This window comes from Nesterenkonia lacusekhoensis (assembly GCF_017876395.1).
Lineage (GTDB): Bacteria > Actinomycetota > Actinomycetes > Actinomycetales > Micrococcaceae > Nesterenkonia > Nesterenkonia lacusekhoensis.
The window spans coordinates 1,054,449-1,081,128 of record NZ_JAGINX010000001.1 but is presented as its reverse complement, the minus strand read 5'-3'; the positions used below and the strand labels follow the sequence as shown (position 1 = coordinate 1,081,128).

The following is a 26,680-nucleotide window of genomic DNA, read 5'->3' as shown; positions in this document are numbered from 1 at the left end:
CGGCTCAGCGGGTGAAGGAGGCCACCGATTCCATGTGATGGGTGTTGGGGTACAGGTCGAGCACACGCAGGCCGTCCAGCTGCCACCCGCGAGTGATCAGCTCTTTTGCGTCACGGGCGAAGGAAGAGGGCTCGCAGGAGACGTAGATGATCTGGCGAGCCTGCGTCTGATCGAGGCCTTCGATCACGCGCTCCCCCGCCCCTGCCCGAGGAGGATCGAGCACCACAGTGGCGGCACTGCCGCTGCCGCCGCTCAGGAACCTGCGGACCTGCTCCAGGGAACGTTCCACCGGGGCCTGCAGGGTCTGCACCTCGTCCATGCCGTCGAAGAGTTCGGAGGCACTGCGATGTGAGGCACCGGCCGCCTCCACACTGAGCACGTGCCCCGTCGGGCCCACCCGTTGAGCGGCCCACGCGGTGAAGAGCCCGGCACCGGCATAGAGATCGACGACGGTGTCCCCCTCCTCGGCGCGAGCCATCTCAGCCACGGCCGCGACCAGCGCCTGCGGAGCACCGCGGTGGATCTGCCAGAAACCCTCAGGTCGCATCCGCACCTCTGCACGGTCCTCGCGAGCAGGTGCAGGAAGCGGTTCGCTGACCATACGGGCGCCGGTGACCAGCTCAACGTCGACCTGTGCGGGGGTCACGGAGTCGGACCGACCGCGAGGTCCCCGTCCTCTCCTGGCGGAGGATCGCCCGTTCTGGGTTCTGCCGTTCTGTGGACCGGGCGTGGTCACGCCCAGCAGTATGTTCCCCACGGCAGGGTCCTCTGAGGCCAATGCGTGCAGGCGGCTGCGCAGGCTCTGCTGCTCCTGCGCCTGGGCCAGAGTGTGGACCACCAGGGTCACAGCGCCCTCGCCGCCGGGGGCCACGGCATCCACGCGCTGGGCACCGCGGAAGTCTGCGGAGAAGATCCGGCTCTCGTGGATGCCTTCTACGGCCAGCGGCATGCCGCGCAGTTCGATCAGCTCGTTGCTGCGATGGGGCTTCATGCTCAGCATCCCGGCGGGGTCCACGGCGAAGCTCACCCGAGTGCGCCAATGCAGTCCGTTGCTGTGGGGGCGACTGATGTCCTCCACGTGGATCTCGCCGTCGGCGTGCTCCTGCGGGATGTTCAGATCGTGCAGAGAGATTCCGCCGATCCGCTGCAGGGTATCCCGGAAGACCTGACCCTTGAGTCGGCGCTGGTGCTGGTCCGTGATGTGACCGAATTCGGCTCCGCCCACCGGCAGGCGCCCCATCTCCTCGGCCCGCAGGGAATCTGCGAGCTTCCAGATGTGGCGGCGGCGATAGTCGGAGGCTGAGAGCACCTCGATCACGTCAGCGCGCCAGAACTTGGCCTGCTCACCCCCTTCGGTGAGCCGGGCGCGCACCACCTCTCCGGGGATGGCATGGCGGACGAACACCACCCTTCCCTCGTAGCGGGCCACGCAGTGACCGCCATGGGCCATCGGCCCGACTTCCAGCGTGAGGACCTGCTGGTCCGCGGTGGGGGCAGCTGTCATGAGGCGCTCTCACGTCCGATCTGCGGTTGGGGTCGAGTGATCATCCAGCAGACCCACAGGGCCAGCGCATAGAGCGGCATTCCCATCACCAGCCGGGCGACCCCGAGCGAGGCCACATCATCGGCCAGATAGAACGGCACCTGGACGATCAGCCGTGCGGCCATGACGAAGGTGATGATCCACGTGGCCGCAGCGTAGCGACGACGCTTCAGGACATCATGCCGCCACTCCGTCCCTTCTCCGCGCACCAGACCGAAGAGGATCCCGATCATCGGCCAACGCACCAGGATGGAGACGATGAAGGCCACGATGTAGACACCGTTGATGAAGAAGCCCGGAGCGTAGAAGTCACGGCCGTCACCCGTGGTGAGGGCCGCGGCGGCACAGACCCCGACGCCGACCAGACCGGAGAGCGACTGGACCAGCGGTCCACGCTGGAGCAGCCGCCCTGCGGCGAACACCCCCGCCACACCGAGCGCGACGACCAGGGCCGGAGTGAGGTCATCGGTGACCACGAAGATGACCAGGAAGAGCGCCGCCGGCAACGAGGCCTCCGCCAGGCCGCGGACGCCTCCGATGGAGGCCATGACGTTCAGCGACCCGTCCTCACGGGTGCGAAGCTTCGAGGCCGGACTGGTGGAGAGCTGCTGCCCGACGTCCTCGCTGCTCATTGTTCGGCCGCTCCCGAGGCCGAGACGTCTGCGGCGGCGGGGTTCGGGCTGTCGCCGGTGCGACGCTGGGCCGGGTTGCGCGGCACGGTGACCCGCTTGGCCCCCTCCGGCGGCCGCAGCTGCAGCAGCTCACGTGGGGGCATGGGGTCATCGCCCCGGACCACGACGATCCGGGAGAAGAGGTCCTCCACCTCTTTGGCCGCGCTGCGGTCGATGGCCCCTCGACCGCCGACCACGCCGCGGAGGAACCACCGGTCGCCCTCGAAGCCGATGAACCGGGCCACGCGCCAGCCGGAGCGGCCGTCCTTCAGCGTGGTGGGCACTCGCGCCACGAGCTCCTTGTCGAAGCGCCCCTCAGCCTCTTTGACCTTGCCCTTCTGCTTGACCACCGACTCGTGGATCTGCTGGCGCACCTCGTCCCAGCTGCCGCCGGACTTGGGCGCAGAGAAGGGCTGCAGCTGCACACTGGCCTGACCCACAGAGATGGTCAGGGCGACTACGCGCTTGGTCTTCTGGTCGATGTCCAGACGGACCTTCTGATCCTTGCCACCGGGGATCAGCACTGAGCCGAAGTCGACATAGCCCTTGCGCGACTCGATCTCACTGATGTCGTAGGGACCGCCCGAGATCTGCCCCGCGGCGGAGTCGCCGCGCTGCTCAGCGTCCGCCCCAGCGCGGGCCGAGGCCCCTGATTCGGGCTCCGCGGTCTTCTGCGTGGAGGCGGGCTTCTGCGTAGGGGCGGTCTTCTGCGTGGGGGCCGGATCCTCGACGGGCTCAGCTGTGGCTGCCTCGGTCGGCTCGGCTGCAGGGGACTCTTCCTTCAGCGCCTCACGGATCGTCGCCGGTGCGGCGGCCTTGTCCTTCGATTTCTTCTTTCCGAAGAGCATGGGGATTGACCTCAATTCCTTACTGTTGCGAGCCGAGTCCGGTGGAGCCGAAGCCGCCCGCGCCGCGTGCGCTCTCCTCCAGATCAGCCACCGGCACGAAGTCGGCCCCTCCGACGCGCTGCAGCACCAACTGTGCGATCCGGTCCCCGCGGGAGAAATGCACCGCCTCAGCGCGGTCCGTGTTCAGCAGGCACACCTTCACCTCACCACGATAACCGGCGTCGATGGTCCCGGGGGCGTTGACCAGGGTGATTCCATGCTTGACAGCCAGACCGCTGCGCGGGTGGACCAGGCCCACCCATCCTTCCGGCAGGGCGAGGGCGATCCCCGTCGGAACCAGGCGCCGCTCCCCCGGCTCCAGCGTGAAGTCCTCGGCACAGAGCAGGTCGGCGCCGGCGTCGCCGGGGTGGGCGTAGACGGGCAGGGGAAGTTCGGGGTCCAGCTGACGGATGGGGACAGTGATCTTCTCAGGTGCGATCGTCTCAGGGGAGGTCTGCGGACTCATGCCACCGAGTCTACTCATGCGACGATAGAGATATGACGACTCAGTACGACCACGGCGTGCGCTACGCCGAGAAGCTGTGGCCCTCCTGGTGGATGTGGACCGCTGCAGTGATCATCGGGGCTTCGGTCTCCCTGATCTTCTTCCCCATCGACCTGACCTTCGGGTTCCTGGCCATGGTCATCGGCATCAGTCTGCTGGTCTTCGCTCTGATCATCACCACCCCGACCGTGGAGGTCCGCGACGGATGGCTGCGTGTGGGCAGAGCTCAGATCGAGACCCGGCATCTGGGGCGCGTCGTCGCCCATCGTCGCCAGGCGGCGCGCGAGCAGCTGGGTCCCGGCTTCGATGCCCGCTCCTACCAGTGCATCCGTGGCTGGATCGATCCGGTCATCACCGCCGAGATCACCGACGAGCAGGATGCCACGCCCTATTGGCTGTTCTCCACGCGCCGTCCCGAAGCGCTGCTGAAGGCTCTGGGGTCCGTGGAGCAGGTACGCGAAGAGGGTGTCAGCACCACCGGCTGAGCCGGGGGCCGACACCCTCCTGACGAGTGCGGTCAGCGGAGAGGACGTCTCCTGCTAGGCGTCGCAGTCCTTGCAGATGAACATGCCGCCCTGCTCCCGGGAGACCTGGGAGCGGTGGCGGACCAGGAAGCACTCGCCGCAGGTGAACTCGTCGGACTGGGCGGGCAGCACCCGCACCTGGAGCTCTTCGTCGGAGAGATCGGCGCCGGGCAGCTCGAAGCCCTCGGCGGCCTCAGCCTCATCCTCGTCGACGACCGCGGACTGGCGGTTGTTCGAGCGATTCTTCAGCTCTTCGATCGAGTCCTCATTGACTTCGTCGTCGTTCTTACGCGGTGCATCGTAATCAGTTGCCATGAGAGTCGCTCCACACTTCGAGTCCGTACGGCCTAATCGGTCGCACAGATTGTGCCCCCCGAGGGGGTATATGGACAAATCGAAGGGCCCGTGTTGAGCCGTGAGCAAAAATCGTTCGGGTCGAGCTCGAAGGATGCGGTCCCATTCTTCCTGCCCCGCGATACAGTGGCGAGAAGCGAAAGCGAGACGACCGCCCCGCCAACGGGCCCGATTCCCGTCCGGGAGACGGGCGGCAGTCTCCACAGTCTTTTCGGAGGAAGCCTCTCATGCAGCACCTGCGGATCGTCGGCGTCGGCGATGAGGAGAATCAGAATCAGCTGATCCTCTCAGACGATCAGGGCAACGAGTTCTCGCTGCCGGTCGATGACGCTCTCCGCTCTGCCGTGGGCAGAGCTGCCCGCCACAGCTCCCCTGCGGAGGATTCCTCGGCACCTCTGTCGCCGCGCGAGATCCAGGCGCGGCTCCGCGCCGGCGCCTCCGTGGACCAGGTCGTCGAGGACTCCGGCCTGGACCCCAAGCATGTCCAACGCTACGCCGGACCGGTGCAGGCCGAACGTTCCTACATCGCTCAGCGCGCCCGCAGCACCGAAGTTGCTCCGGCGTCGACGGCCGAACACCACCGCCTGGCCTTCGGCGACGCTCCGGCCAGCCTGGAGGCCATGGTCAAGGTCCGCCTGCGAGCCATGGAGGTGGAGCTGAAGACCGTCTCCTGGGACGCCTGGCGCCGCGAGGACGGACGCTGGCAGGTGGAGTGCTGGTTCGACGCCGGCTCCTCGGAGACCCATGGCGCCGGCATCGGGCTGCAGCCGCCGGCCGAATGGACCTTCAACGCAGAGACGCGCCACCTCACCGCTGCCAACCGCTGGGCCGAGTCGCTGAGCACCCTGCCGCTGCCGGGCAAGTCCCGCCGACGCGGCAGTTCGCGGCACTTGGCCGCCGTCGACGCTCCCTTCGACGTCGACGCCGAGCACACCCCAGCTTCCGGCAGGGACCGCGGCCCCCGACCGGTGCGGGAGACCTCCGGGTCTGCGCGAGCGACCGCGCAGACGCCCGCCCGCACTCCGCAGACCCCGGACGAGGGCGGCTCGGAGCAGACCGGCTCCGAAGGCGGGGAGCATGAGCACCTGCTGGATGTCCTGCGTGCCCGGCGAGGTCAGCGCCTGGGAGCCGATGAGGAGTCAGACGAGAAGCTGGCCCTGATGCTGACCCGGAAGGAGCCCGCTGACACCCCGGAGCCCCGCCTGCGCGCCGTCGAACCGGAGCACCCTGAGGCGCAGGTCGAGCAGGACGAGCAGCTGACCGGTCCGGTCCCGGGACTCGAGGACGGCGGGACCAGTGCAGACCGCTCCGAGGACAGCGATGAGCAGAACGCGCCCGGCACAGACGCCTGGGGCTTCTCCTATGAGGAAGGGGCCGAGGAGCCGGAGGGGCCCGCGGCCGACGGGGCCGCTGACCAGGAAGCCGACGAGCAGGATCCGGTTCCTGAGCCGCGGCACCGGAAGCGTTCCTCCTCCCGCCGCCCCTCGATGCCGAAGTGGGATGACATCCTCTTCGGCGGCAAGGACTGATCTCGGGATCACACCGCTGACGCTCAGTCGGGCCGGATGTCCTGACCGCTGAGCGAGAGCAGCGGAATCTTCCGTTCGGCGTCGGTGAGCGATCCGTGCTGCCCGACCATGGACAGCGGAGCCTTGCCGGACTCGGCGGTGTGGAACAGGGCGATCGGGCCGTGGACAGCCACCAGGACGTCACCGATCCGTGAGAGCACCCGGTCCTCCACGGGGCCGAACCATCCGGCGTCGAGGGCCTCCTGCTTCTGCACCACCCACGCCTGATCGCCGAAGGCCCGCTGCCAGGTCTCTCGAACCTCGGCCTCACGTCCTTCGACTGTGTGCAGGTGCAGGAACCGAGGCTCACCGGCCACGTGCTCCACGGCACCGAGCAGCTCATCCTGCTCCTGCTGTTCCAATGCCTGAAGGTCGATCCGGTTCTCCGGGGCGATGTCGATCATGCCGTGATCAGCGGTCATCAGGACCAGAGCCTGGGATCCGTAGAGGGCAGACAGCGAGGCGCAGAACCTTTCGGCCTCGGCGTCGAGCAGCTCCAGCATGCGGATCCATTCGGCCGAGTCCACGCCGTGCTTATGGCCGGTCTTGTCGAGCTCATCGACATAGAGGTAGACCATCAGCGGCGTGGGTGCGCCCTGGCGGACCTGGCCCTTCCGGGGACGGTGGCCGGAGATCCAGTCCTCGGCCAGCCGAAAACGGGCGTCCATGTGCTTGGCCCCCAAGAACTCACCGCCGGAGAGTGCGGCCTGAGTCAGCGGAGAGTCCTGGAACTGAGGCCTGGAGATCGTCACCACGGCAGCACCGGATCCTTCGGCCCGGCCCAGCAGAGAACTGTGCGGCTGCCAGCTGCCAGGATCGACCTCGGGATCCCAACCGCCGAGCATATTGACCACTCGGTCCAGGTCCTCCGCGTAGACGTTGTACCCGGTGAGTCCGTGCTCCCCCGGCGTCCGGCCGGTGCCCAAGGAGGTCAGCGAGGCCGAGGTCGTGGAGGGGACGCCCGCATCGAGGACACGGCCGGTGGCCGGCTTCCTCCAGCGCGAGGCGAGAAAGCGCGCGTGGCCGGTGTGGCGCGCCAGCTGCTCGTCGCCGAGGCCGTCGACCATGAGCACCACAGCGATGTTCGCCTCAGGCAGCCCCAGACGGTTCTGGAAGCACTCCCCGGACGCGTCCGAACTGCTCAGTCCCAGGGACGCGCCCACAGAGGGCAGGATCCGGCGCAGGTGGGCGCCGTCGTAGTCCGGTGCCTCCGGCAGGGTCAGATCAGTCACCGGCGGCCTCAGCGTGCGTACTTCACACAGGCACGGCGCAGCGCCCGCACGAAGCCTCGTGCCTCATCGACCGCAGTGTCGCCTTCGGCTGTGGCCGCGATGCGCAGCACGATGTCCTCCGGAACCCAGGTGCCGTTGTCCCCATGATCTGCCATACAGTCAGGATTGGCGCAGTCGGCCGGGACCGTCTCGAACCTCGCCCCGCCGGTCCACTGCATGTTCAGCGTCACCTCGGCCAGTCCGCGCTCGGGGCTGAACCGGTCAGGATGGCGGTGGACCTCGGAGAGGATCAGCGACCGGATGCGACTGACGGGGACCACCTCGGTGGAGATCCTCGCCACAGTGTCGCCGGACCCTGCGGCAGATTCCTGGAGCCCGCCGTCGTCGGCCTCCAGATCATGGTCGTCCAGATGAGCGACCACGACCACGTCATCAGCCAGGGCCAGCACGGTGATGTGGCGATGGACCTCTTCCATGTCGAAATGGGTGTCCACGTGCACGATCTGATGGCTGGCTTCGCGGCCGTCGAGCGCCTCGGTCACCGTGTGGTGGACCAGCGCGGGGTAGAAGCCGCCGCGCTCGATGGCCTCGCGCATGGAAAGTGTCATAGACACCATCGTATCCAGACCCTGCGGGGGTCCGGCGCACTGAGGGCTGCTGACTTTCCAGTAGCATGGACCGGTGCCCGGAAACACGACCTTCCATCACCAGAACGCCTCCCTGCTCTCTGTGGCAGAGGTCGAGGCGCCCGCCGCACTGACGTCGAAGGAGCTGGACCACCGGCTCTCCGATGCCCTGAAGCGGCTGAGACTTCCCACAGGACTCCTCCAGCGTGTGGCCGGCGTCAAGGCTCGACGCAACTGGGACACCCCCGACGGCGCCATCACCGGCGCGGTGGAGGCAGGCCGTCGCGCCATCGAGGCCGCAGGGATCAGCCGCGACGACATCACTGTGATGATCAACACCTCGGTCACCCGTGAGCACCTGGAGCCTTCGGTCGCGGTGGGCATCCACCACCGGCTGGGCCTGCCGAGCTCCGCGATGAACTTCGACATCACCAATGCCTGCCTCGGCTTCGTGAACGCGATGACCCTGGCCAGCTCCCTCATCGACGCCGGACAGGCCAAGTACGTGCTGATCGTCAACGGTGAGGACGCACGCAAGGTCCAGGAAGCGACCGTGGAGCGGATCAACTCCCTGGAGCAGGCCGTCTCCCGCGACGACTTCATGAGCGAGTTCGCCTCCCTGACCCTGGGATGCGGTGCCGCCGCGGCCGTGATCGGCCCCACCGACCAGCATCCTGAGGGCCACCGCATCATCGGTGGTGTGACCCGCGCGGCCTCCCAGCACCACGGCCTCTGCGTGGGAGATCACCACGGCATGTTCACCGACTCCCGCGGCCTGCTCGACGGCGGCCTCGAGCTGGTCATGGATGCGTGGGAGGACGCCAAGGAGCACTTCGACTGGCAGCAGATGGACTCCTATGTGACCCACCAGGTCTCCCAGCTGCACACCTCCTCCATCGTCAAAGCGGCCAAGCTGGACAAGAAGCGTGTGCCGGTCACCTACCCCGAGCTGGGGAATGTGGGGCCGGCCTCACTGCCCATCACGCTCTCGCGTGAGGCATCCTCCCTCCGGCGCGGTGCACGCGTGCTCTGCATGGGGGTAGGGTCGGGCCTGAACACCGCCATGGTCGAGATCGAATGGTGAATCGGCAGTCACCGCAGAACACAGAGTGAGGGAGCAGCGCCGATGACGAAGCTGAAGGCATGGCGTCCGATTCCGGCGGCAGGAGCGCGGCTGCCCACCGAGCACCTCCCGTCTGAGGGAGCCTTTCCCGGGCTGGATCCCGCGTGGTCCCGGCTGGTCAGCGCCAAGACCGTCCCTGCCATGGCCCGCACGGAGGCTGGCGCCTCCGCACGGGTCCCTGATGCCAGGGGCCCTGCCGTCACCCACACCTTCCACGTGCTGGACACCGGCCCGGTGCTCGCCGAGCGGGGCATCACCCCCACCGGCACCATCCTGGCCGTGCATGGCAACCCGACCTGGTCCTACCTCTGGCGCCGGGTGATCGCCGCCTCCCTGGACCGGGCCGTCGAAGGTCAGGCGTGGCGAGTCATCGCACCGGACCAGCTCGACATGGGCTTCTCGGACCGCTTGGCGCACCCCGAGGCACCGGCTCCTGAGGCGCACACCTACCGTCGCTTCGATCAGCGCCTGACCGATCTGGACGGGCTCATGGACGCCCTGGATGTGGACACCACCGTCCCACTGGTCACCCTGGGCCACGACTGGGGCGGGGTGATCAGCATGGGGTGGGCCATGCGCCACACCGAAGAGGTCGACGCCGTGATCACTCTGAACACAGCGGTCGACCACCCCACCGAAGACCACGTCCCCGCGGCGCTGCGTGCGGCCATGGCACCGGATGTACTCCCGCTGTCCACCGTCGAGACCGAAGGCTTCCTGCAGGTCACCCTCGGGCTGGCCGACGGCGGGCTGGAGCCAGCGGTGAAGAAGGCCTACCGGGCCCCCTATACCTCCCGCTGGGGCCGGGGCGGCATCGGCGGGTTCGTCGCTGACATCCCCGCCCAGGCCGAGCACCTCTCCCGCCCGGTGCTCGAGGAGACCTCCTCGCAGCTGACCCGCTGGCAGAAGCCTGCGCTGCTCCTCTGGGGCCCCCAGGACCCTGTGTTCCAGGATCGCTACCTGGCTGACCTGGTGGAACGCCTCCCCCACGCCGAGGTCCATCGGTTCGAAGGGTCCGGCCACCTGCTCGCCGAGGACCGCGACATCTCCACACCCCTGTTCACCTGGCTGTCGGATCACTTCCCCACCCCGGGGGCGGCAGAGGATCCCCGGGCCGGGCTGCGCTCACCGGCGCCTGCCGGTGAGGTGACCCGGCTGCACGACCAGCTCGAACACCTGACCATGACCTGGCGCAAAGCCAGCCCCGCTGTGGTGGACATGGGCGTGGCTGAAGACGCTGATCGGACCGTCTCGTGGGACGATCTGGCTGAGAAGGTCGACGCCCTGGCCGTCGGACTGAGCGAACTCGGCGTCTCCCCCGGCGACCGGGTCTCCCTGCTGGTCCAGCCCGGCAACGACCTCACCGTCATCCTCTATGCCTGCCTGCGCATCGGTGCCGTGACTGTGGTGGCCGACCAGGGCCTGGGGCTGAAGGGCATGACCCGGGCTGTCCGCAGTGCCAGACCACGATGGATCATCGGGGCCACGCCGGGCCTGACCGTTGCGCGGAGCCTGAACTGGCCAGGTCAGCGGATCAGCCTGAACGTGCTCTCGGGCCGGCAGGCCAAGCTGCTGGGCACTGTGGCCTCAGTGGAGCGTCTGCTGCGCAGCCACAGCGGCCGCCGTCCCGACGCTGTCCCTCATCCGGCTCCCGAGGACCCGGCCGCAGTGCTGTTCACCTCCGGCTCCACCGGCCCGGCCAAGGGAGTTCTCTACACCCACGGCCGTCTGGGTGCGCTGGTAGCCCTGCTGCGCCAGCAGTTCGCCGTGAAGCCTGGGTCCTCACTCATCGCAGGATTCGCTCCCTTCGCGCTGCTGGGACCTGCGATCGGTGCCACCTCGGTGACTCCGGACATGTCGGTGACCAAACCCTCCACGCTGACCGCCGTGGCAGTCGCTGAGGCCGCACTGGCCGGCGAGGCCACGATGTTCTTCGGCTCTCCGGCCGCGCTGCGCAACGTCGTGGCCACGGCCGATCAGCTCACTCAGCGCCAACGTGATGCCCTGGGCGGGATCTACCTGGTCCTCTCCGCTGGGGCCCCGGTGCACCCGGTGCTCCTCGATCAGGTTCAGGAGCTCTTCCCGGAGGCCGAGATCCATACCCCCTACGGCATGACGGAGGGGCTGCTCCAGGCGGACATCTCCCGCGAACAGATCCATGAGGCTATGACGTCCGGACCTGCAGGGGCCGGTCAGCCGGGAGTCTGTGTGGGCCGGGCGGTCGACGGCGTCCGCTTCGCGCTGGCTCCGCTGGATGCCCAGGGACGAGCGGCTGACCATCTGGTGGAGCCGGCCGAGAACGTCGGCACCCTCGGCGAGATCGTCGTCTCCGCGGCCCATCTCAAGGAGGGCTACGACCGCCTCTGGCACACCGACCGGCAGAGCCGACGGGACACCCATGACGGGCTGATCTGGCACCGGACCAATGACATCGGACACTTCGACGCCGAAGAGCGGCTCTGGATCCAGGGCCGGCTCCAGCACGTGATCACCACACCGGCAGGACCTGTGGGCCCCGGCGCCGTGGAGACCCCGGTCGACGCTGTGGACGAGGTGGCCCGCTGCGCCGCCGTCGGCGTGGGACCGATCGGGACCCAGGCAGTGGTGGTCATCGTCGAGCCTGAGGGCAGCGCCAAGCGGCTGCGCACCGGTCGTTCCCCGCTGGCCCGCCCGGAGTTCGCCCGAACTGTGCGCGAAGCCTCCGAGGTGCCGGTCTCAGCAGTTCTGGTCCTGGAGAAGCTGCCCACCGACATCCGCCACAACTCCAAGATCGACCGCACCCGGCTGGCCGAGTGGGCGGCTGAGGTGCTCGCTGGGGAGAAGGTGAAGTCCCTGTGAGTCCCAAGACTGTGACCGACCACGAGATCCTTCCCGGCAGCCGTGTGCTGGTCACCGGCGCCTCAGGCCTGTTGGGACGCTCCGTGGCCCGCAGGCTCGTGGAGCTCGGATATGAGGTCACCACGCTGCAGCGCAGCTCGGCCGGCGTCGACGGCGCACACGAGGTCCGCGGGTCGCTCAGCGACCCTGACGTCGTAGCTCGGGCGGTGCAGGGCCAGCACGCGATCATCCACATGGCCGCGAAGGTATCCGTCTCCGGTCGGCGCGAAGACTTCGTCGAGATCAATGTCCGCGGCACCGAGCGACTGCTGGAAGCCGCGTGGGCGGCAGGCGTGGACAACGTTCTGCATGTCTCCTCCCCTTCTGTGGCCCACGGCGGCTCCTCGCTGGTGGGCGAAGGCGCAGGCCCGGCCGACCCGCAGCATGCGGAGGGCAACTACGCTCAGACCAAGGCAGAGGCGGAGCTGATCGCCGAGACCTACGGCAGCGCCGGGATGAAGGTGTTGGTCATCCGGCCCCATCTGATCTGGGGGCCCGGCGACGGACAGCTCACCCACCGGATCGTGGCCCGCGCCCGATCCGGACGCCTGCCGATCCTGGGATCAGGTGCGGCTCTGGTGGACACCCTCTACATCGACAACGCTGTGGACGCCTTCGTGGCCGGGCTGCGCCGTCTTCCGGCGATCCACGGTCAGCGGCTGGTCCTCACCAACGGAGAGCCTCGCCCGATCGGCGAGCTGCTGATGGGCATCGCGGAGGCCGGCGGGGCCAAGCGTCCGCGGATGCGTGTGGCGCCGGGCATCGCCAAGGCGGCCGGCGCGGCTGTGGAGAAGCTCTGGGCGGCTGCCGGCCGCATCACCCAGATGCCCGGCGACGGGGAGCCTCCTATGACCAGGTTCCTGGCCGAACAGCTGAGCACCGCGCACTGGTTCGATCAGCGGCGCACCCGCGCAGCGCTGGACTGGGCACCCTCGATCAGCATCGACGACGGGCTGCAGAGGCTGGCCGATCACGTCCGCCGCACCGGCGGAGTGCTCTGAGGCTTCCCTGCCGTCGCCGCGATTGCCGCGGGTTATCCGCATTGCCGCGGGTTATATCTTGCGGCAATGCGGATAACCCGCGGCATTTCGAGGCCCCTGTGGATAACCTCTGCAGAGTTCGGAGATATCCGGCACGCTGAACGGATGAACCCTGCACAGCCCGACGCCGCCCACCCGTTCCTCATCAGCCGGCGGGAGCCGGAGGGTACCCACACGGGAAGCCAGTACGGCAGGGAGCTGCGGCGCGGCCGACTCCTCAAACTCAGACGCGGTGTCTATATCCCAGTGGACATCTGGGCCGCGTCGCACCCCTCAGAGCGGTTCAGCCTGACCGCGGCCGCCGCTGCCTTCCAGCTCGAAGAGCCGATCTTCTGCCGCGAGACCGCGCTCCATCTGCACGGCCTGCCCCTGATGCAGACGCCACCGGATGTCCAGGTCCGCGCGGCCGCACGTCATCAGGCACGGAAGCTGAAGCAGCCTTCCATGACCGGAACTCTGAGTGCTCGAGAGTTCAGCGCCCTCTTCGACAGAGGGAGACCGGAGCGTCCCGCTGGCCTAGGGCCTCACGCATTCCGCGGTTTCGGCACCCACATGATCTCTCCCACCACGGCTCCAGATCCCGCGTCACCTCTTCCCACGTCGGCTCATGGAGTCAGCCTGCTGACTGAGCCGCTGACCAGGGCGGTTCCAGACGCCGTTGGCAGGATGCGCTTCCCAGCCGGCGTCGTGGTCTTGGATGCCGCGCTCAGAGATGGTGGCAGCCGACCTGCCCTCACTCAGCAACAGTTCCAGGAGGGCGCCGCAGCTCTGCAGTGGACACGACGACGCCGCCACCTCTGGGAGACAGCCCTGGCCTTCACCGATCCGGCCTCCGAATCTCCTGGAGAGTCTCTGGCGCGGGCACAGTTCGCCGCGCTGGGCTTCGCCCCACCACGCCTGCAGGTCACCATCACAGCCGACGGGCGGCGATACCGTGTGGACTTCCTCTGGGAAGAGGCCGGGGTCATCGGCGAGTTCGACGGCTGGATGAAGTATCGGCAGGAAGGACATCATGCGCTGCGCGAGGAGAAGGTGCGGGAAGATGACCTGCGCCGACTGGGCTACGGCTTCATGCGCTGCTATTGGGAAGACCTCCACGACCTGAGGAAGCTCGAACGGAAGCTCTTGCGTGCCGGGGTTCCCCGGATAAGCTCTTAGCCCGGTTGCCGCGAGCTTTCATCATTGCCGCAGGTTATATCTCGCGGCACGTGTGAAAACGCGCGGCAAGTACCACGGTCAGCCTCACCACCGGGACATGGCGCGGCGTGCCGAATCGGTGCGCTGCTCGGGATTGGCGATCTCCACTGAAGCATGCAGAACCGTGACGCCGTCCGGGGAGGCCAGCAGCGGGGTCAGCTCCAGTGAGGCCACCTGGGGGTGGTTGTCCTTCAGGATGGCGATCCGCTGCACCGTCTCCTCCAGCGACCGGACATCCACAGCCGGAACGCCCTGGTAGCCCAGCAGCTTCTGGGCGGCGCGCGGACGGCGGATCAGTCGGCGCACATCCCGATCGGTCAGCGGCGGCACGCCGTGGGCCCAGTCATCGAGGAGGTCCACCGCATCCCCGGAGATGCCGAAGGAGACCACCGGACCCATCATCGGGTCTTCGATCGCCCGCAGGACGCACCCCTGACCGGTGGGTGCCATCGGCTGGACCTCCAGGCCGGGGCTGCCGTAGCGGGCCAAGGTCCGGCGCATCTCGGAGACCGTGCGGCGGAGCATCTCGGCGTCCTCGATGTTCAGCTGCACCCCGCCCAGGTCCAGGCGGTGCCGCAGATAGGAGTTGGTGGCCTTCACCGCCACCGGGTATCCCAGCTCCTCGGCGGCGGCCACCGCCTCTTCGTCGGTCTCGAAGGGGATGGAGCGCATGACCGAGACCCCATAGAGGCTGAGGAGCTCGGAGACCTCAGCGGCGTCGAGCCTGTACAGCTCTGCGCCGCGGACATCTTCCAACCACCGGTTCAGCATGTCATCGGCGGCGCGCAGCACGGCAGTCCCTTCCAGCCCGGCCGGGATGAAGGGCTCACCGATGCTGTCCTGGCGCCAGCGCCGGTACCGCGCGATCTTGCCCAGAGCGGCCACCGACCGCTCCGGTGAGGAGAAGATCGGCACTCCCTGCTGCAGCGCACCGGTCTCGATCACCGGGGCGGCATCGCCCACATAGTTCAGCGCGACGTTCTGGTCCAGGACACCGATGAAGGAGACCACCACCGGTTTGGCGTACTGCTGCGAGATCTGCGAGATCTCCCGGCTGCGGTCCACATGTTCGCCGGTGAAGCCGGGCTGAAGGCACAGGGCGACGGAGTCGACGTCGTCGTCGGCCAGGAGCTCGCCCAAGGATCGGCTCAAGGCCTGCCCGGCCTCCCGCCGAGTCCCCTCCACGTCCAGGTCTCCGACCACGCGGGTGGGCCTGAGGTTCTGAGACTCGGCGGCATCGGCCAGGACCCGGCTCATCGACGGAGAGTTGGACAGGATCCCGATCCGCCGCCCGGCCGGAAGCGGCTGCGTGGCCAGCACCTGGAGCACATCCATCAGCGAATCGTGGTTGCCCACCTGGATCACTCCGGAGTGGTCCAACATCGCGTCCACCGCACCCAGCGGAGCACGCGTGGTGCGCACCTCATGGCCCGGAGGCAGCCGCCGTCCCATGACGTCGGACTTCGCGACCACCACCGGCTTGGTGCGCGAGAGCCGGCGTGCGATGCGCGAGAACTTGCGCGGATTGCCGAAGCTCTCCAGATAGACCCCGACCGCCCGCGTGGCCTGATCGTCCTCGAAGTACTGCATGGCGTCATTGCCGGAGAGGTCGGCCCGATTGCCCGCGGAGATCACCGAGGAGAGCCCCAGCTCGCGCCGGTGGGCCTGGGCGTAGAGGGAGACGCCCATCGAGGCGGACTGGCTGAACAGGCCCACTCCCCCGCGCAGCGGCATGCTCGGCGACAGGGAGGCGTTCAGCGAGACGTCGGGGTCTGTGTTGAGCAGACCCACCGAGGCCGGACCCACCACACGCATGCCCCAGCGCCGTGCCAGCCGCACCAGTTCGCGCTGGTCGATCTTGGGCGAATCGGTGAGCACCAGGATCCCTCGGACTCCGTGGCGTCCGCAGTCGGCCACCACCTCCTCCAGATGCTCCGGCGGCACAGCCACCACACCTAGGTCGATGTCCTGTCTGATGTCCTCCAAGGAGGCGTAGGCCGTGGTGCCGCCGACTTCGAAGGCCTGCGGGTTCACCGAGTGGACGCCGCCGGTGAAGCGCCCCTCCACGATGTTCTGCAGCAGGTGATAGCCCACGGAACCGTATTCGCGAGAGGCTCCGATGACCGCCACCTGTTCGGGGGCCAGCAGCTCGCCGACGCTGCGCGCCTCAGCGCGGTGCTCCCGCGACTCCATGACCTCCCGGGACCGCTCGGTGGGATCGATGCTGAACTCCAGCAGCACGACTCCGTCCTCGAACTTCCGCTGGACCTCGTAGCCGGCCTCGGAGAAGACGGTCAGCATCTTTCGGTTCTCCGGCAGCACCTCGGCGGAGAAGCGTTCGATGCCGCGCTCGCGACCGGCCGCGGCCAGATGCTCCAGCAGGATGGAGCCCAGCCCTCGCCCCTGGTGTGCATCCGAGATGTTGAACGAGACCTCAGCCTCTCGGGTATCGTCGATGCGGTCGAATCCCCCGACACCGATGATCTCGTCATCGAGCAGGATCACCATCGCCGCCCGGTCGAGGTGGTCGACGTCGGTGAAGCGCTCCAGCTCCTTCTCCGTCAGCGTCGACTTATAGGTGAAGTAGCGCAGATAGATCGACGACTCCGACTGGCCCTGGTGCATCCGCTGCAGCCGCTCGGCGTCGTCGCGGCTGATGGGGCGCAGGTGAGCCGCCGCTCCGTCGCGGAGCACGACATCTGCCTCCCAGTGGGACGGATATCCCTCGGTTCTGCTCTGATGACCCATAGGATCAACAGTACGAGAAGTTTCGCACGACGGATACAGGACCTTCACTCACACTATGGCGCGCAGCACCGAACAGTCTCCGGCGACCCCCGAGGACCACATCGTCGACATCGACGTCTCTGCGGAGATGGAGACCTCCTTCCTCGAGTACGCCTATTCGGTCATCTATTCCCGCGCGCTCCCCGATGCCCGCGACGGCCTGAAGCCGGTGCAGCGCCGGATCCTCTACATGATGGCGGACATGGGTCTGCGCCCGGAGAAGGGCCATGTGAAGTCCGCACGCGTGGTCGGCGAAGTCATGGGCAAGCTCCATCCCCACGGCGACGCCGCCATCTATGACGCTCTGGTCCGTCTGGCCCAGTCCTGGGCCCTGCGGCTGCCCCTGGTGGACGGGCACGGCAACTTCGGCTCCCTGGACGACGGCCCGGCGGCCGCCCGCTACACCGAGGCGCGTATGACCTCGGCCGCCCTGGCGATGACGGCGGATCTGGATGAGGATGTCGTCGACTATGTGCCCAACTATGACAACCAGCTGACCCAGCCGGGTGTGCTGCCCAGCGCCTTCCCGAACCTGCTGGTCAACGGCGCCTCCGGCATCGCGGTGGGCATGGCTACGAATATGGCTCCGCACAACCTGCGCGAAGTGGTCCACGGGGCGCGGCACCTGATCCTGCATCCCGAGGCCACCCTCGAGGACCTGATGCAGCACATCCCCGGACCGGATCTTCCCTCTGGGGGCCGGATCGTCGGCCTGGACGGCATCAAGGACGCCTACGCCACCGGACGGGGCTCGTTCAAGACTCGCGCGACCGTCTCCATCGAGCAGGTCACCGCCCGCAAGACCGGAATCGTGGTCACCGAGCTTCCCTACATGGTCGGTCCGGAGAAGCTGATCGAGAAGATCAAGGATGCCGTCCAGAACAAGAAGCTGACCGGGATCTCCGATGTCCTGGACCTGACCGACCGCAAGAACGGCATGAAGCTCATCATCGAGCTCAAGGCCGGCTTCAACCCGCAGGCGGTCCTGGCCCAGCTCTATAAGCTCACGCCGATGGAGGACTCCTTCGGCATCAACAACGTGGCCCTGGTGGACGGCCAACCGAGGACCATGGGCCTGGTCGAGCTGCTCCAGGTCTATGTGGATCACCGTCTGGAAGTCGTCAGGCGCCGCACCTCCTTCCGACTGAACAAGCGCCAGGACCGTCTCCACCTGGTCGAAGGCCTGCTCATCGCGATCTTGGACATCGACGAGGTCATCCAGGTCATCCGCGCCGCCGAGGACAGCGGCACTGCCCGTGAACGCCTGATGACGATCTTCGATCTGACCCAGCCCCAGGCCGAGCACATCCTGGAGCTGCGTCTTCGTCAGCTCACCCGCTACTCCACCTTGGAGCTGGAGCAGGAGAAGCAGAAGCTCGAGGAGGAGATCGCCGAGCTGAAGGCCATCCTCGAATCCGAGACCAAGCTGCGCCAGACGGTGGCCGATGAGTTGGAAGCCGTGGCCGAGAAGCACGGGGACGAGCGCCGCACCGTGCTGCTGGAGTCCGAGACTGCGGAGCCCGCTGCGGCGGCGTCGGTCCCTGCGGCCTCGGCACCCGAGGCCGGCGGCTCCCTGCAGATCGCCGACTCCCCCTGCTGGGCCCTGCTCTCCACCTCCGGACAGTTGGCCCGGACCACAGACCGCTCCGCACTGGTCCATCCGACCCGGCGCAGCAGGCACGATGCCTTGGTCTCTGCGGTACCGACCACCGCTCGCGGCGAGATCGGCGCCGTCACCTCTTTCGGCCGGATGATCCGCGTCCCTGTGGTGGACATGCCCGCGGTGGAGATCGCCTCCGGAAAGGCCAACCTGGCCCAGGGGGTGAAGACCAAGGAGTTCTTCACCGGTGCCTACCAGCTGGAGAAGAAGGAGGAGCTCATCGCCTTCGTCCCGCTGGACGCAGTGATCGCCCTGGGCACAGCCTCCGGCCGGGTCAAGCGGGTCAATCCCGACTATCCCCTGAACCGGGACGAATGGGAGGTCATCGCGCTCAAGGACGCCGGCACCGCGAAGGCGGACACAGTGGTGGGCGCCTCGGCGGCCGCTGACGCCGACCAGCTGGTCTTCATCACCGCCGGCGCCCAGCTGCTGCGCTATGAGGCGTCCCTGGTACGCCCGCAGGGCCGCACGGCTTCCGGCATGGCAGGGATCAAGGTGACCGACGGCGACCGCGTGGTCGGCTTCTCCGTGGTGCCCGCTGCGGCATCCCAGGAGCAGGCGGAAGGCATCTCCCAGGCTGTGGTGGTGACCCTGGCCGCCGGCGAGGTCCCCCTCGAGGGCTTTGAGTCCGGCAGCGTCAAAGTCACCGACTTCGCCGAGTTCCCCGCCAAGGGACGCGGCACCGCCGGTGTGCGCGCCCACCGCTTCGGCAAGGGCGAAGACCACCTGAAGCTCGGGTGGGCCGGGCCCTCCCCAGCGCTGGCGGCGGCCAAGAACGGCACTGCTCGGGTGCTGCCGGCGGAGATGGCCAAGCGTGACGCCTCCGGCGTCCCGCTGGAGCGATCCATCGACGCAGTGGCCGCCAGCCCGGAGCAGCTCACGGCACAGGTCGCACCCGCCGAGACCACTGAGGCGTGAGGCGCGCCACATTGTGACACGGTCCTACTACACAATGTAGAAGTCGGGGCCTCACCAGGAGTATCGTAGTGACATGGCCACACTTGGAGATCTCGAGCGTTCCGTCATGAGCCTGCTGTGGGAGGGCGATTCTCCACTCAGCGCCAATGACGTCCGGGACCAGCTGGGCGAAGACCTGGCGGTCACCACTGTGCTCACCGTCCTCTCCCGGCTCGAGAAGAAGGGACTGGTCCGCCGCGAGCGTTCCAGCCGCCCCCATCGCTACACCGCCACCGCCTCCCGCGAGGAGCACACAGTGGAGATGCTGAACGAAGTCCTCGGCACCGCCTCCGACCGCGAGGCCGTGCTCGCCCGCTTCATCGGCGGCATCTCCGAGGATGAGGCCGCCGGGCTGCGCCGCATCCTCAAGTAGTCGCCTGCCCCGCTGAGCACCCGCGCCGCGGCAGAGCCGTGCCGCACCCACCCGTAGGATGGTCCGGTGGAGTTCCTCGCCCTCTTCCTGGCGCTGCTCGCCTTCCTGCTGGCCGTACCGGTCCCGCGGATGCTGAGCACCGCCCGCTTCCGGTCCCAGTCACCCTGGTCCGCCATGCTTCTGTGGCAGGCCATCGCGTTGGCCGGCGGCCTCTCCATCGTGGGCGCTCCGATGACCTATGGACTGGCGCCCTTCGGAGGGTCCCTGCCCCAGGCTGTGGCAGAGGTGATCCGGCTGATGTTCGCCGAAGACTACACCGCCCTGGGCGAACGCGACGTCCATCCCACCCATATCTTCGCCCTATGCTTCAGCGTGGTCATCGGTGCCCACCTGCTGCTGACCCTACTGCGCACCTATATGCGTGTGCTCGCATCCCGACGCCGGCACCGCGATCTGGTGCGCCTGCTCTCCACTCCGGTGGACGGCTCCCCCGGGGCCGACCTGGGCCGACACACCGGGCTGGGTGATCAGCTGGACGATGCTCATGTGATCGAGCACCAGGCCCCCCTCGCCTACTGCCTGCCCGGACGCACACATGCCGGCTCGGTCACCGTGATCTCGCGCGGACTGCTGGATCAGCTCTCGGAGCAGGAGCTGGCCGCCGTCGTCGCCCATGAACGCACCCACCTGCAGCAGCGTCACCATCTGCTGACCATGGCCTTCGACGCCTGGTACCGCGCACTGCCCTGGCTGCCGACTGCGCGCTACGGGCGCGAAGCTGTGCTGGAGCTGACCGAGATGCTCGCCGATGACGGGGCGCTGCGTCACCACTCGCGCGAGGACCTCCTGCGCTCACTGGCGCTGAGCTCCCCCGAGGGCGAATCCACCGAGGCCGACCTGGGCCAGCACTCCTCCAGGCTGATCACCGGTGTGCGCCTCAAGCGGCTGATCATGCCGCCGAAGCCTCTGGGGCGGGCTGCCGTCTCCGGGGTGCTCCTCTGCGCGGCCGCCCTGCTGCTGGTGCCCACCGGGCTGCTGATGACGCTGTGAGGCGGACGGAGCTGCAGAGATCCCCTACCGGCTGAGCTGCTCCTCCACCCAGGCGTCTTCCATGTCTTCATCGCTGAGCCTGCCGGAGCGCAGGCGATGGATCCGCTTGGCCTCCCGCAGACGTTCCTGCTTGGACGCGCCTGAGGCGCTGTGCCGAGCGTCGTCATCTGTGTCCAGCAGCTCCAGGTCGTTGTTGCGCGCCTGCAGTCGGGCGGCGTAGCCCCAGCCCACGAAGCCCAGGAGCCCGAAGGCCACCCACTGCATGGAGTAGGCCAGATGCGGGCCCTCATCCAGCGCCGGGCGCGCCAGCTGCTGCGGGGCCTCCTCGGGGGCCGGGGACTCCTCGGCCATCAGACCGTACGCGCCTGGGATGAGTTCGTAGCCGACCTCATCCTCATACTCGGCGATGTCCACCGAGGCCAGCTGACCCTCGGGAGCGTCACGATCGATGGCCGGCTCCCCCGGTTTCAGCCGCCAGACGACGTCGACCTCGCCCTGAGGAGGCTCAGGCAGCGTGGCGGGGCGGCCGCCGTCCTCGCTGTGGGTGGCCAGCCACCCCCGGCTGATGATGAGCACGTCGCCGGCAGCCTCGCCCTGGGTGATCTCGAAGGGCACCAGCTGCTCGTAGCCGACCGCACCGCCGTGGCCGCGGTTGCGGACCAGCAGCATGTCCTCCGCGCGGTACTCGCCGGTGGCCTCAGCCACCGTCCACTCGTCCTCCTCGTCGGTGTCCACGAAGAGCCCACGGACCTCTGAGTAGGGCACGGGGTCCTCGTCATAGTTGTGGACCACGCGATTGATCTCCTCCAGTGCCTGGTCGCGGCGGTCCATCTGCCACTGGCCCAGGAAGATGCAGGCGACCAGGAACAGGGCACAGACGGCGAGCCACCCCAGCCACGTGGGGCTGAGCAGGAAGGAATAGCGCTGCTTCATGCCTCAGTGTCCTCCAGCGGCTCCGTGCTGCGCCAGAACAGACGCTGCTGCAGGAAGTTCTCCAGCCAGCCGCGGTGCTCCTCACAGGCCAGCCAGACTTTGCGCCGCTCAGCGTCGTGGATCTTGGGGTTGTTCCAGAGGATCTGCCAGACGGCATCGGCACGGCAGCCTTTGCGTGAGCACTGGGGAACGTCCGGGCCGGGGCTGCCCGTGCTGTCGCCGAGTGAGCTGAGGAGATCCATCGTGTCCTATTCTCTCAGAGAGTTCAGCGGTCACCATCGGCGTCGTCGCTGACGATCTCGCCCTCGATGACGGTGTCCGCGGCGCCGGGGCCTGTGTCGTCGCTCGGGTCTGCCTGCTCCTGGGGCTCCCACCACGGGGACGCCTCTGCGGGCTCCTCCGGGCCAGTGCTCAGGCGTGCCTGCGGGTCGACGTCATCGGCCTGGCGACCGCGGGTGTAGCGGTCGCCGCCGGCATTGGCATCGACCACCGCGACATAGGGCAGGATCATGGCCGCGACCACGAAGGCCATGGACCACCAGCTCTGCCAGACGATGGCGATGACCGCGGCAAGGATGAAGCAGAGCATCCGGATGCCCTGGGAGCAGGCGTAGCGGAGCATGCGGGCATGCTGTTCCTCACTGTGCCGCTGTGGGGCATCAGTGATCGAGTGCACCTCGTCGCCGTGTCGTGCCACCGCCCCAGTCTACGTCCGATCTTCTACGGAAGGTAGAAGACCGACATGGGCACAGAGGTTGTGACGCGACGGTCACCGCCTCTCTGACATAGGCTGGGGTGCAGCTTTTCTGCACCGATCCTGAGGAGAATGATGTCCGGACGCAGCGTTCTGGTCACCGGCGGAAACCGCGGCATCGGCCGCGCCATCGCCGAGGAGTTCATCGCGAACGGGGACAAGGTCGCCGTCACCACCCGCAGCGGCGAGGCTCCGGAGGGGGCGCTCGGCGTGGCGGCGGACGTCACCGACTCCGCCTCCATCGACGCAGCCTTCAAACAGGTCGAAGAGGCTCACGGGCCAGTGGAGATCCTGGTGGCCAATGCCGGCATCACCAAGGACACGCTGCTGCTGCGCATGACTGAGGACGACTTCTCCGAGGTCCTGGACACCAATCTCACCGGGGCGTTCCGTGTGCTCAAACGGGCTTCGAAGGGCATGCTGCGTCTGAAGCGCGGCCGCGTGATCCTCATCGGCTCCGTCGTGGGCCTCTACGGCTCCCCCGGCCAGATCAACTACTCCTCCTCCAAGTCTGCCCTGGTGGGCATGGCCCGGTCCCTGACCCGGGAGCTCGGAGGCCGCGGGATCACCGCCAATGTGGTCGCCCCCGGCTTCGTGCGCTCGGACATGACCGACGCCCTGGACGAGGACACCCAGAAGAAGTACCTGGAGAACATCCCGGCCGGCCGCTTCGCCGAGGCTGATGAGGTCGCCCGAGTGGTGAAGTGGCTGGGCTCCGAGGACGCCGGCTACATCTCCGGCGCGGTGATCCCGGTCGACGGCGGCCTGGGCATGGGCCACTGAGGGCCTGCCCTTTACCGACGAACAGAAGGAATGAGCGATGACTGACACTCCCCAGAAGGATCTCGCCGGCAAGGGCGCGATCATCACCGGCTCCTCCCGCGGCATCGGCGCGGCCACCGCACAGCTGCTCGGCGCCCGCGGCGCCGGCGTCGTGGTGAACTATCGTGCCAAGGCTCCGCGGGCGCAGAAGGTGGCACAGAGCATCGAGGAGGTCGGCGGCCGTGCCGTGGCCGTCGGTGCTGATCTGACCGAGGCTGAAGGTACGAAGGCCCTGGTCGCCGCCGCCGTGGAGAACTTCGGCTCGTTGGACCTGCTCATCCTCAACGCCTCCGGCGGCATGGAGACCGACCGCGGCGAGGAATATGCGCTCAAGCTCAACCGCGATGCCCAGGTGCAGATGGCGCGCGCCGCCGTCGAGGTCATGCCCTCCGGCTCACAGATCGTCTTCGTGACCAGCCACCAGGCGCACTTCATCAACCAGACCGCCACCATGGACGCCTACGAGCCGGTGGCCCGCTCCAAGCGTGCCGGTGAGGACGCGCTGCGGGAGATGGCCCCCGAGCTCGCGGAGAAGGGCATCCGGCTCACTGTGGTCTCCGGAGACATGATCGAAGGCACCATCACAGCCACGCTGCTCAACCGCGCCGAGCCCGGAGCCATCGAGGCACGCCGCGAGGCTGCCGGCAAGCTCTACTCCGTGGAGGAGTTCGCCGCCGAGATCGCACAGCTGGTCGGCCGCGAGGACCTGGAGCAGGTCCACACCGAACTGGTCGGCGGTGCCGAAGACTTCCTCGCCGCCAACGGCTGAGGCCGGACCCGAGGTGAAGCCAGCCCTGGGGTGAGGCAGCAGGCCAGCCTTGCTGCCTCACCCCAGGGCTCTCACTGAGCACAGATCGGTCCGGCCGATCACTCCAGGCGTTCCGAGCTCATCACTCCAGGGTGATGAGGTCCTCGTACTCCTGGGTATACAGGTCCTCGATACCGTCGGGCAGCAGCAGGACCCGCTCGGGAGCGAGTGCCTCCACAGCGCCCGGGTCATGAGAGATGAGCACCACGGCACCCTCATAGGTGCGCAGGGCGGCCAGGATCTCCTCCCGCGAGGCGGGGTCCAAGTTGTTGGTCGGCTCATCCAGCAGCAGCACGTTCGCCTGTGATGCGACCAAGGTGGCCAGCGCCAGACGTGTCTTCTCACCGCCGGAGAGCACGGAGGCCGGCTTGTCCACCTCGTCACCGGTGAAGAGGAACGATCCCAGGATCTTCCGCTGGTCGGTGTCGTTGAGGAAGGGCGCGGCCGACTTCATATTCGCCAGCACCGACTGCTCAGTGTCCAGCGTGTCGTGCTCCTGGGCGAAGTAGCCCAGCTTCAGGCCGTGGCCATGGATGACCCCGCCCGTGTCCGATTCGGTGACACCGGCCAGCAGCTTCATCAGGGTGGTCTTTCCGGCACCGTTGTAGCCGAGGATGACCACCCGCGAGCCGCGATCGATGGCCAGGTCGAGCCCGGTGAAGATCTCCAGAGATCCGTAGGACTTGGAGATGCCCTCCGCCATGAGCGGGGTCTTGCCGCAGGCCTGAGGCTTGGGGAAGCGGATGTTGGCCACCTTGTCCTCCTGTCGTTCCCCCTCCAGGCCGCGCATCATGCGCTCGGCACGCTTGAGCATGGACTGAGCCGCCGTGGCCTTGGTGGCGGTGGCCTTCATCTTCTCCGCCTGCTGACGCAGCTGGGAGGCCTTCTTCTCCGCGTTGGCGAACTCACGCCTGCGTCGAGCTTCGTCCTGCTCCCGCTGGATCAGGTACTTCTTCCATCCCATGTTGTAGGTGTCCACCGTCTGCCGGTTGGCATCCAGGTAGAGGACCTTGTTGACCGTCTCCTCGATGAGGTCGACGTCGTGGGAGATCATCAGCACCCCGCCGGGGAAGGTCCGCAGGTGCTCGCGCAACCAGGCGATGGAGTCGGCGTCGAGGTGGTTGGTGGGCTCATCCAGCAGCAGGGTGTCGGCGTCGGAGAACAGGATGCGCGCCAGCTCCACACGCCGCCGCTGGCCCCCGGAGAGCGTCTTCAGCGGCTGGACGAGGATGCGTTCGGGCAGGTCCAGATTCGCGCAGATCGTCGCCGCCTCAGATTCGGCGGCATAGCCTCCGGCTGCGGTGAAGCGGGCCTCCAGACCGGAGTAGCGCTTCATGGCCTTGTCCCGCAGGGCCTCATCGTCGCCAGCCATGTCCTGCTCGGCCTGACGCATCTCGGCCACGACCTCATCCATGCCGCGCGCCGAGAGGATCCGATCCCGGGCCAGCTGCTCCATGTTCTCCACACGAGGATCCTGCGGAAGATAGCCGATCTCTCCGCGGCGCTCCACCGTGCCTGCCGTCGGGGCGGACTCACCGGCCAGGACCTTGGTCATCGTCGTCTTGCCGGCGCCGTTGCGCCCGACCAGCCCGATCTTGTCCCCGGAGTCGATGCGGAAAGAGACCTCGTCCATGAGCAGACGCGCACCGACGCGCAGCTCAAGGTCGGACACAGTGATCACGGAAACGCAGAACCTCTCAGAGCTTTCGGGGATGTCTGCCGGACGGCAACCTGCCCAGTGTACCGGGGGCACACCGCGCAGGCGGCATCTACTCCTGAGGCAGGGACCAGGCCCGCAGCGCAGCGATCAGCTCCTGCGGCTCGTCGGAGACCACCAAGGCGTCCCGGCGCCACTCGGCCATGAAACCTTCGGCGACCATGTGATCGACCATCGCCAGCAACGGGTCCCAGAAGCCGCCGATGTTGTAGAGCCCCACCGGCTTGTGGTGGATGTTGAGATACTGCCAGGTCCAGGCCTCGAAGAACTCCTCCAGCGTACCCATTCCCCCGGGCAGCGCGATGAAGGCGTCCCCATGCTCGGCCATGCGCCTCTTGCGTTCGTGCATATCGGCGACGACGTCCAGGCGAGTCAGCCCGGGGTGTGCGACCTCACGCTCGACCAGCACATCGGGGATGACCCCGTGTGCCTCTCCCCCGGCCTCCAGCGCGGCATCAGCGATGTGGCCCATCAGCCCCACCCGGCCTCCGCCGAAGACGACGCCGATCCTTTCATGGGCCAGCTGCGTCCCCAACCGGCGCACTTCCCTCTGGTATCCGAGATCTGCTCCGGTGGCCGATCCGGTGAACACGGTCAGATGGGAGATTTCGCTCATGGACCGATCCTATCGGGCAGACTCTGCAAGACTGGCGCGAGGGCTGTCGAGACCGA

Annotated in this window: 25 protein-coding genes; 11 read left to right on the top strand and 14 right to left on the bottom strand. The window is 67.8% G+C overall.

The genetic code is table 11. The annotated features are described in order from the left end of the window. Window positions 1–4: 4 nt before the first annotated feature. Genes JOF45_RS05145 through dut form a run of 4 tightly spaced genes read right to left on the bottom strand, consistent with a single transcriptional unit; the run spans window position 5 to window position 3,567 of the window. Entirely contained in the window at window positions 5–1,504 is a 1,500-nt protein-coding gene (locus JOF45_RS05145; RefSeq protein ID WP_210048313.1) for a class I SAM-dependent RNA methyltransferase, read from the bottom strand. Continuing rightward, window positions 1,501–2,175 carry a DUF3159 domain-containing protein gene (locus tag JOF45_RS05140; protein WP_210048312.1) on the bottom strand — a complete coding sequence of 225 codons (675 nt, stop codon included), beginning with the start codon at window positions 2,173–2,175 and terminating at the stop codon, window positions 1,501–1,503. Before JOF45_RS05140 ends, JOF45_RS05145 begins: the two co-directional genes overlap by 4 nt. Further along, a complete protein-coding gene (locus JOF45_RS05135; RefSeq protein WP_210048311.1) occupies window positions 2,172–3,062 on the bottom strand; it encodes a DUF3710 domain-containing protein in 891 nt (296 codons plus the stop codon). The genes JOF45_RS05140 and JOF45_RS05135 overlap by 4 nt, the downstream gene beginning before the upstream one ends. A 19-nt stretch (window positions 3,063–3,081) precedes the next feature. After that, a complete protein-coding gene (dut, locus tag JOF45_RS05130) occupies window positions 3,082–3,567 on the bottom strand; it encodes a dUTP diphosphatase (protein ID WP_245324143.1) in 486 nt (161 codons plus the stop codon). Between the two features lie 32 nt (window positions 3,568–3,599). On the opposite strand from dut, the gene JOF45_RS05125 reads away from it, so the two are divergent. Beyond that, entirely contained in the window at window positions 3,600–4,091 is a 492-nt protein-coding gene (locus JOF45_RS05125) for a DUF3093 domain-containing protein (protein ID WP_210048309.1), read from the top strand. A gap of 54 nt (window positions 4,092–4,145) precedes the next feature. Here the strand turns inward: JOF45_RS05125 and JOF45_RS05120 are convergent, their stop codons facing one another. Continuing rightward, window positions 4,146–4,445, bottom strand: coding sequence for a DUF4193 domain-containing protein (locus tag JOF45_RS05120; protein ID WP_188686494.1), 300 nt, complete (start codon window positions 4,443–4,445; stop codon window positions 4,146–4,148). 266 nt (window positions 4,446–4,711) lie between these two features. Here JOF45_RS05120 and sepH point away from each other — a divergent pair, with 266 nt between their 5' ends. Next, window positions 4,712–6,013, top strand: a complete 1,302-nt coding sequence (gene sepH, locus JOF45_RS05115; RefSeq protein WP_210048308.1) for a septation protein SepH — start codon at window positions 4,712–4,714, stop codon at window positions 6,011–6,013. Between the two features lie 23 nt (window positions 6,014–6,036). Here sepH and JOF45_RS05110 read toward each other — a convergent pair whose 3' ends face one another. Next, window positions 6,037–7,284 (bottom strand): alkaline phosphatase family protein, encoded by a 1,248-nt coding sequence (locus JOF45_RS05110; protein ID WP_210048307.1) that lies wholly within the window; start codon window positions 7,282–7,284, stop codon window positions 6,037–6,039. Window positions 7,285–7,292: 8 nt separating this feature from the next. Next, the gene (locus JOF45_RS05105; protein ID WP_210048305.1) at window positions 7,293–7,892 is read right to left on the bottom strand and encodes a DUF5998 family protein; all 600 of its coding nucleotides are present in this window, start codon (window positions 7,890–7,892) and stop codon (window positions 7,293–7,295) included. Between the two features lie 73 nt (window positions 7,893–7,965). On the opposite strand from JOF45_RS05105, the gene JOF45_RS05100 reads away from it, so the two are divergent. From JOF45_RS05100 to JOF45_RS05090, 3 genes are read left to right on the top strand one after another with little or no spacing between them, the layout of a single operon-like run. Beyond that, complete coding sequence (locus tag JOF45_RS05100) at window positions 7,966–8,994, top strand: 3-oxoacyl-ACP synthase III (RefSeq protein WP_210048303.1); 1,029 nt, start codon at window positions 7,966–7,968, stop codon at window positions 8,992–8,994. A 42-nt stretch (window positions 8,995–9,036) separates the two neighbouring features. After that, window positions 9,037–11,871 carry an alpha/beta fold hydrolase gene (locus JOF45_RS05095; protein WP_210048301.1) on the top strand — a complete coding sequence of 945 codons (2,835 nt, stop codon included), beginning with the start codon at window positions 9,037–9,039 and terminating at the stop codon, window positions 11,869–11,871. Continuing rightward, a complete protein-coding gene (locus JOF45_RS05090; RefSeq protein WP_342591398.1) occupies window positions 11,868–12,911 on the top strand; it encodes an NAD-dependent epimerase/dehydratase family protein in 1,044 nt (347 codons plus the stop codon). Before JOF45_RS05095 ends, JOF45_RS05090 begins: the two co-directional genes overlap by 4 nt. Before the next feature lie 312 nt (window positions 12,912–13,223). On the opposite strand, the gene JOF45_RS05085 is transcribed toward JOF45_RS05090, so the two are convergent. Next, entirely contained in the window at window positions 13,224–13,367 is a 144-nt protein-coding gene (locus JOF45_RS05085; RefSeq protein ID WP_210048299.1) for a hypothetical protein, read from the bottom strand. A 249-nt stretch (window positions 13,368–13,616) separates the two neighbouring features. On the opposite strand from JOF45_RS05085, the gene JOF45_RS05080 reads away from it, so the two are divergent. Further along, window positions 13,617–14,108 carry a hypothetical protein gene (locus JOF45_RS05080; RefSeq protein ID WP_210048297.1) on the top strand — a complete coding sequence of 164 codons (492 nt, stop codon included), beginning with the start codon at window positions 13,617–13,619 and terminating at the stop codon, window positions 14,106–14,108. Between the two features lie 84 nt (window positions 14,109–14,192). Here the strand turns inward: JOF45_RS05080 and JOF45_RS05075 are convergent, their stop codons facing one another. Further along, window positions 14,193–16,895, bottom strand: coding sequence for a bifunctional acetate--CoA ligase family protein/GNAT family N-acetyltransferase (locus JOF45_RS05075; protein WP_210048295.1), 2,703 nt, complete (start codon window positions 16,893–16,895; stop codon window positions 14,193–14,195). 55 nt (window positions 16,896–16,950) lie between these two features. Here JOF45_RS05075 and JOF45_RS05070 point away from each other — a divergent pair, with 55 nt between their 5' ends. The 3 genes from JOF45_RS05070 to JOF45_RS05060 all read left to right on the top strand — a co-directional run bounded on the left by JOF45_RS05070 (window position 16,951) and on the right by JOF45_RS05060 (window position 20,974). Further along, the gene (locus JOF45_RS05070; RefSeq protein ID WP_210048293.1) at window positions 16,951–19,512 is read left to right on the top strand and encodes a DNA gyrase/topoisomerase IV subunit A; all 2,562 of its coding nucleotides are present in this window, start codon (window positions 16,951–16,953) and stop codon (window positions 19,510–19,512) included. Window positions 19,513–19,585: 73 nt separating this feature from the next. After that, window positions 19,586–19,924, top strand: a complete 339-nt coding sequence (locus JOF45_RS05065; RefSeq protein ID WP_210048291.1) for a BlaI/MecI/CopY family transcriptional regulator — start codon at window positions 19,586–19,588, stop codon at window positions 19,922–19,924. A 66-nt stretch (window positions 19,925–19,990) separates the two neighbouring features. Next, the gene (locus JOF45_RS05060) at window positions 19,991–20,974 is read left to right on the top strand and encodes a M56 family metallopeptidase (protein ID WP_342591396.1); all 984 of its coding nucleotides are present in this window, start codon (window positions 19,991–19,993) and stop codon (window positions 20,972–20,974) included. 24 nt (window positions 20,975–20,998) lie between these two features. On the opposite strand, the gene JOF45_RS05055 is transcribed toward JOF45_RS05060, so the two are convergent. Genes JOF45_RS05055 through JOF45_RS05045 form a run of 3 tightly spaced genes read right to left on the bottom strand, consistent with a single transcriptional unit; the run spans window position 20,999 to window position 22,604 of the window. After that, window positions 20,999–21,907 (bottom strand): SURF1 family cytochrome oxidase biogenesis protein, encoded by a 909-nt coding sequence (locus JOF45_RS05055; protein ID WP_210048288.1) that lies wholly within the window; start codon window positions 21,905–21,907, stop codon window positions 20,999–21,001. Beyond that, window positions 21,904–22,149, bottom strand: coding sequence for an acetone carboxylase (locus JOF45_RS05050; RefSeq protein WP_210048286.1), 246 nt, complete (start codon window positions 22,147–22,149; stop codon window positions 21,904–21,906). Before JOF45_RS05050 ends, JOF45_RS05055 begins: the two co-directional genes overlap by 4 nt. 23 nt (window positions 22,150–22,172) lie before the next feature. Continuing rightward, the gene (locus JOF45_RS05045; protein ID WP_210048284.1) at window positions 22,173–22,604 is read right to left on the bottom strand and encodes a DUF3099 domain-containing protein; all 432 of its coding nucleotides are present in this window, start codon (window positions 22,602–22,604) and stop codon (window positions 22,173–22,175) included. Between the two features lie 129 nt (window positions 22,605–22,733). On the opposite strand from JOF45_RS05045, the gene fabG reads away from it, so the two are divergent. Both fabG and JOF45_RS05035 read left to right on the top strand, forming a co-directional pair. Beyond that, window positions 22,734–23,444, top strand: coding sequence for a 3-oxoacyl-ACP reductase FabG (gene fabG, locus JOF45_RS05040; RefSeq protein ID WP_210048282.1), 711 nt, complete (start codon window positions 22,734–22,736; stop codon window positions 23,442–23,444). Window positions 23,445–23,481: 37 nt separating this feature from the next. Beyond that, on the top strand, window positions 23,482–24,252 hold the full coding sequence (locus JOF45_RS05035) for an SDR family oxidoreductase (protein ID WP_210048281.1): 771 nt from the start codon (window positions 23,482–23,484) through the stop codon (window positions 24,250–24,252). A gap of 121 nt (window positions 24,253–24,373) precedes the next feature. On the opposite strand, the gene JOF45_RS05030 is transcribed toward JOF45_RS05035, so the two are convergent. Continuing rightward, window positions 24,374–25,972 (bottom strand): ABC-F family ATP-binding cassette domain-containing protein, encoded by a 1,599-nt coding sequence (locus JOF45_RS05030; protein WP_210048280.1) that lies wholly within the window; start codon window positions 25,970–25,972, stop codon window positions 24,374–24,376. 88 nt (window positions 25,973–26,060) lie between these two features. Further along, the gene (locus JOF45_RS05025; protein ID WP_245324142.1) at window positions 26,061–26,624 is read right to left on the bottom strand and encodes an LOG family protein; all 564 of its coding nucleotides are present in this window, start codon (window positions 26,622–26,624) and stop codon (window positions 26,061–26,063) included. Window positions 26,625–26,680 lie beyond the last annotated feature (56 nt).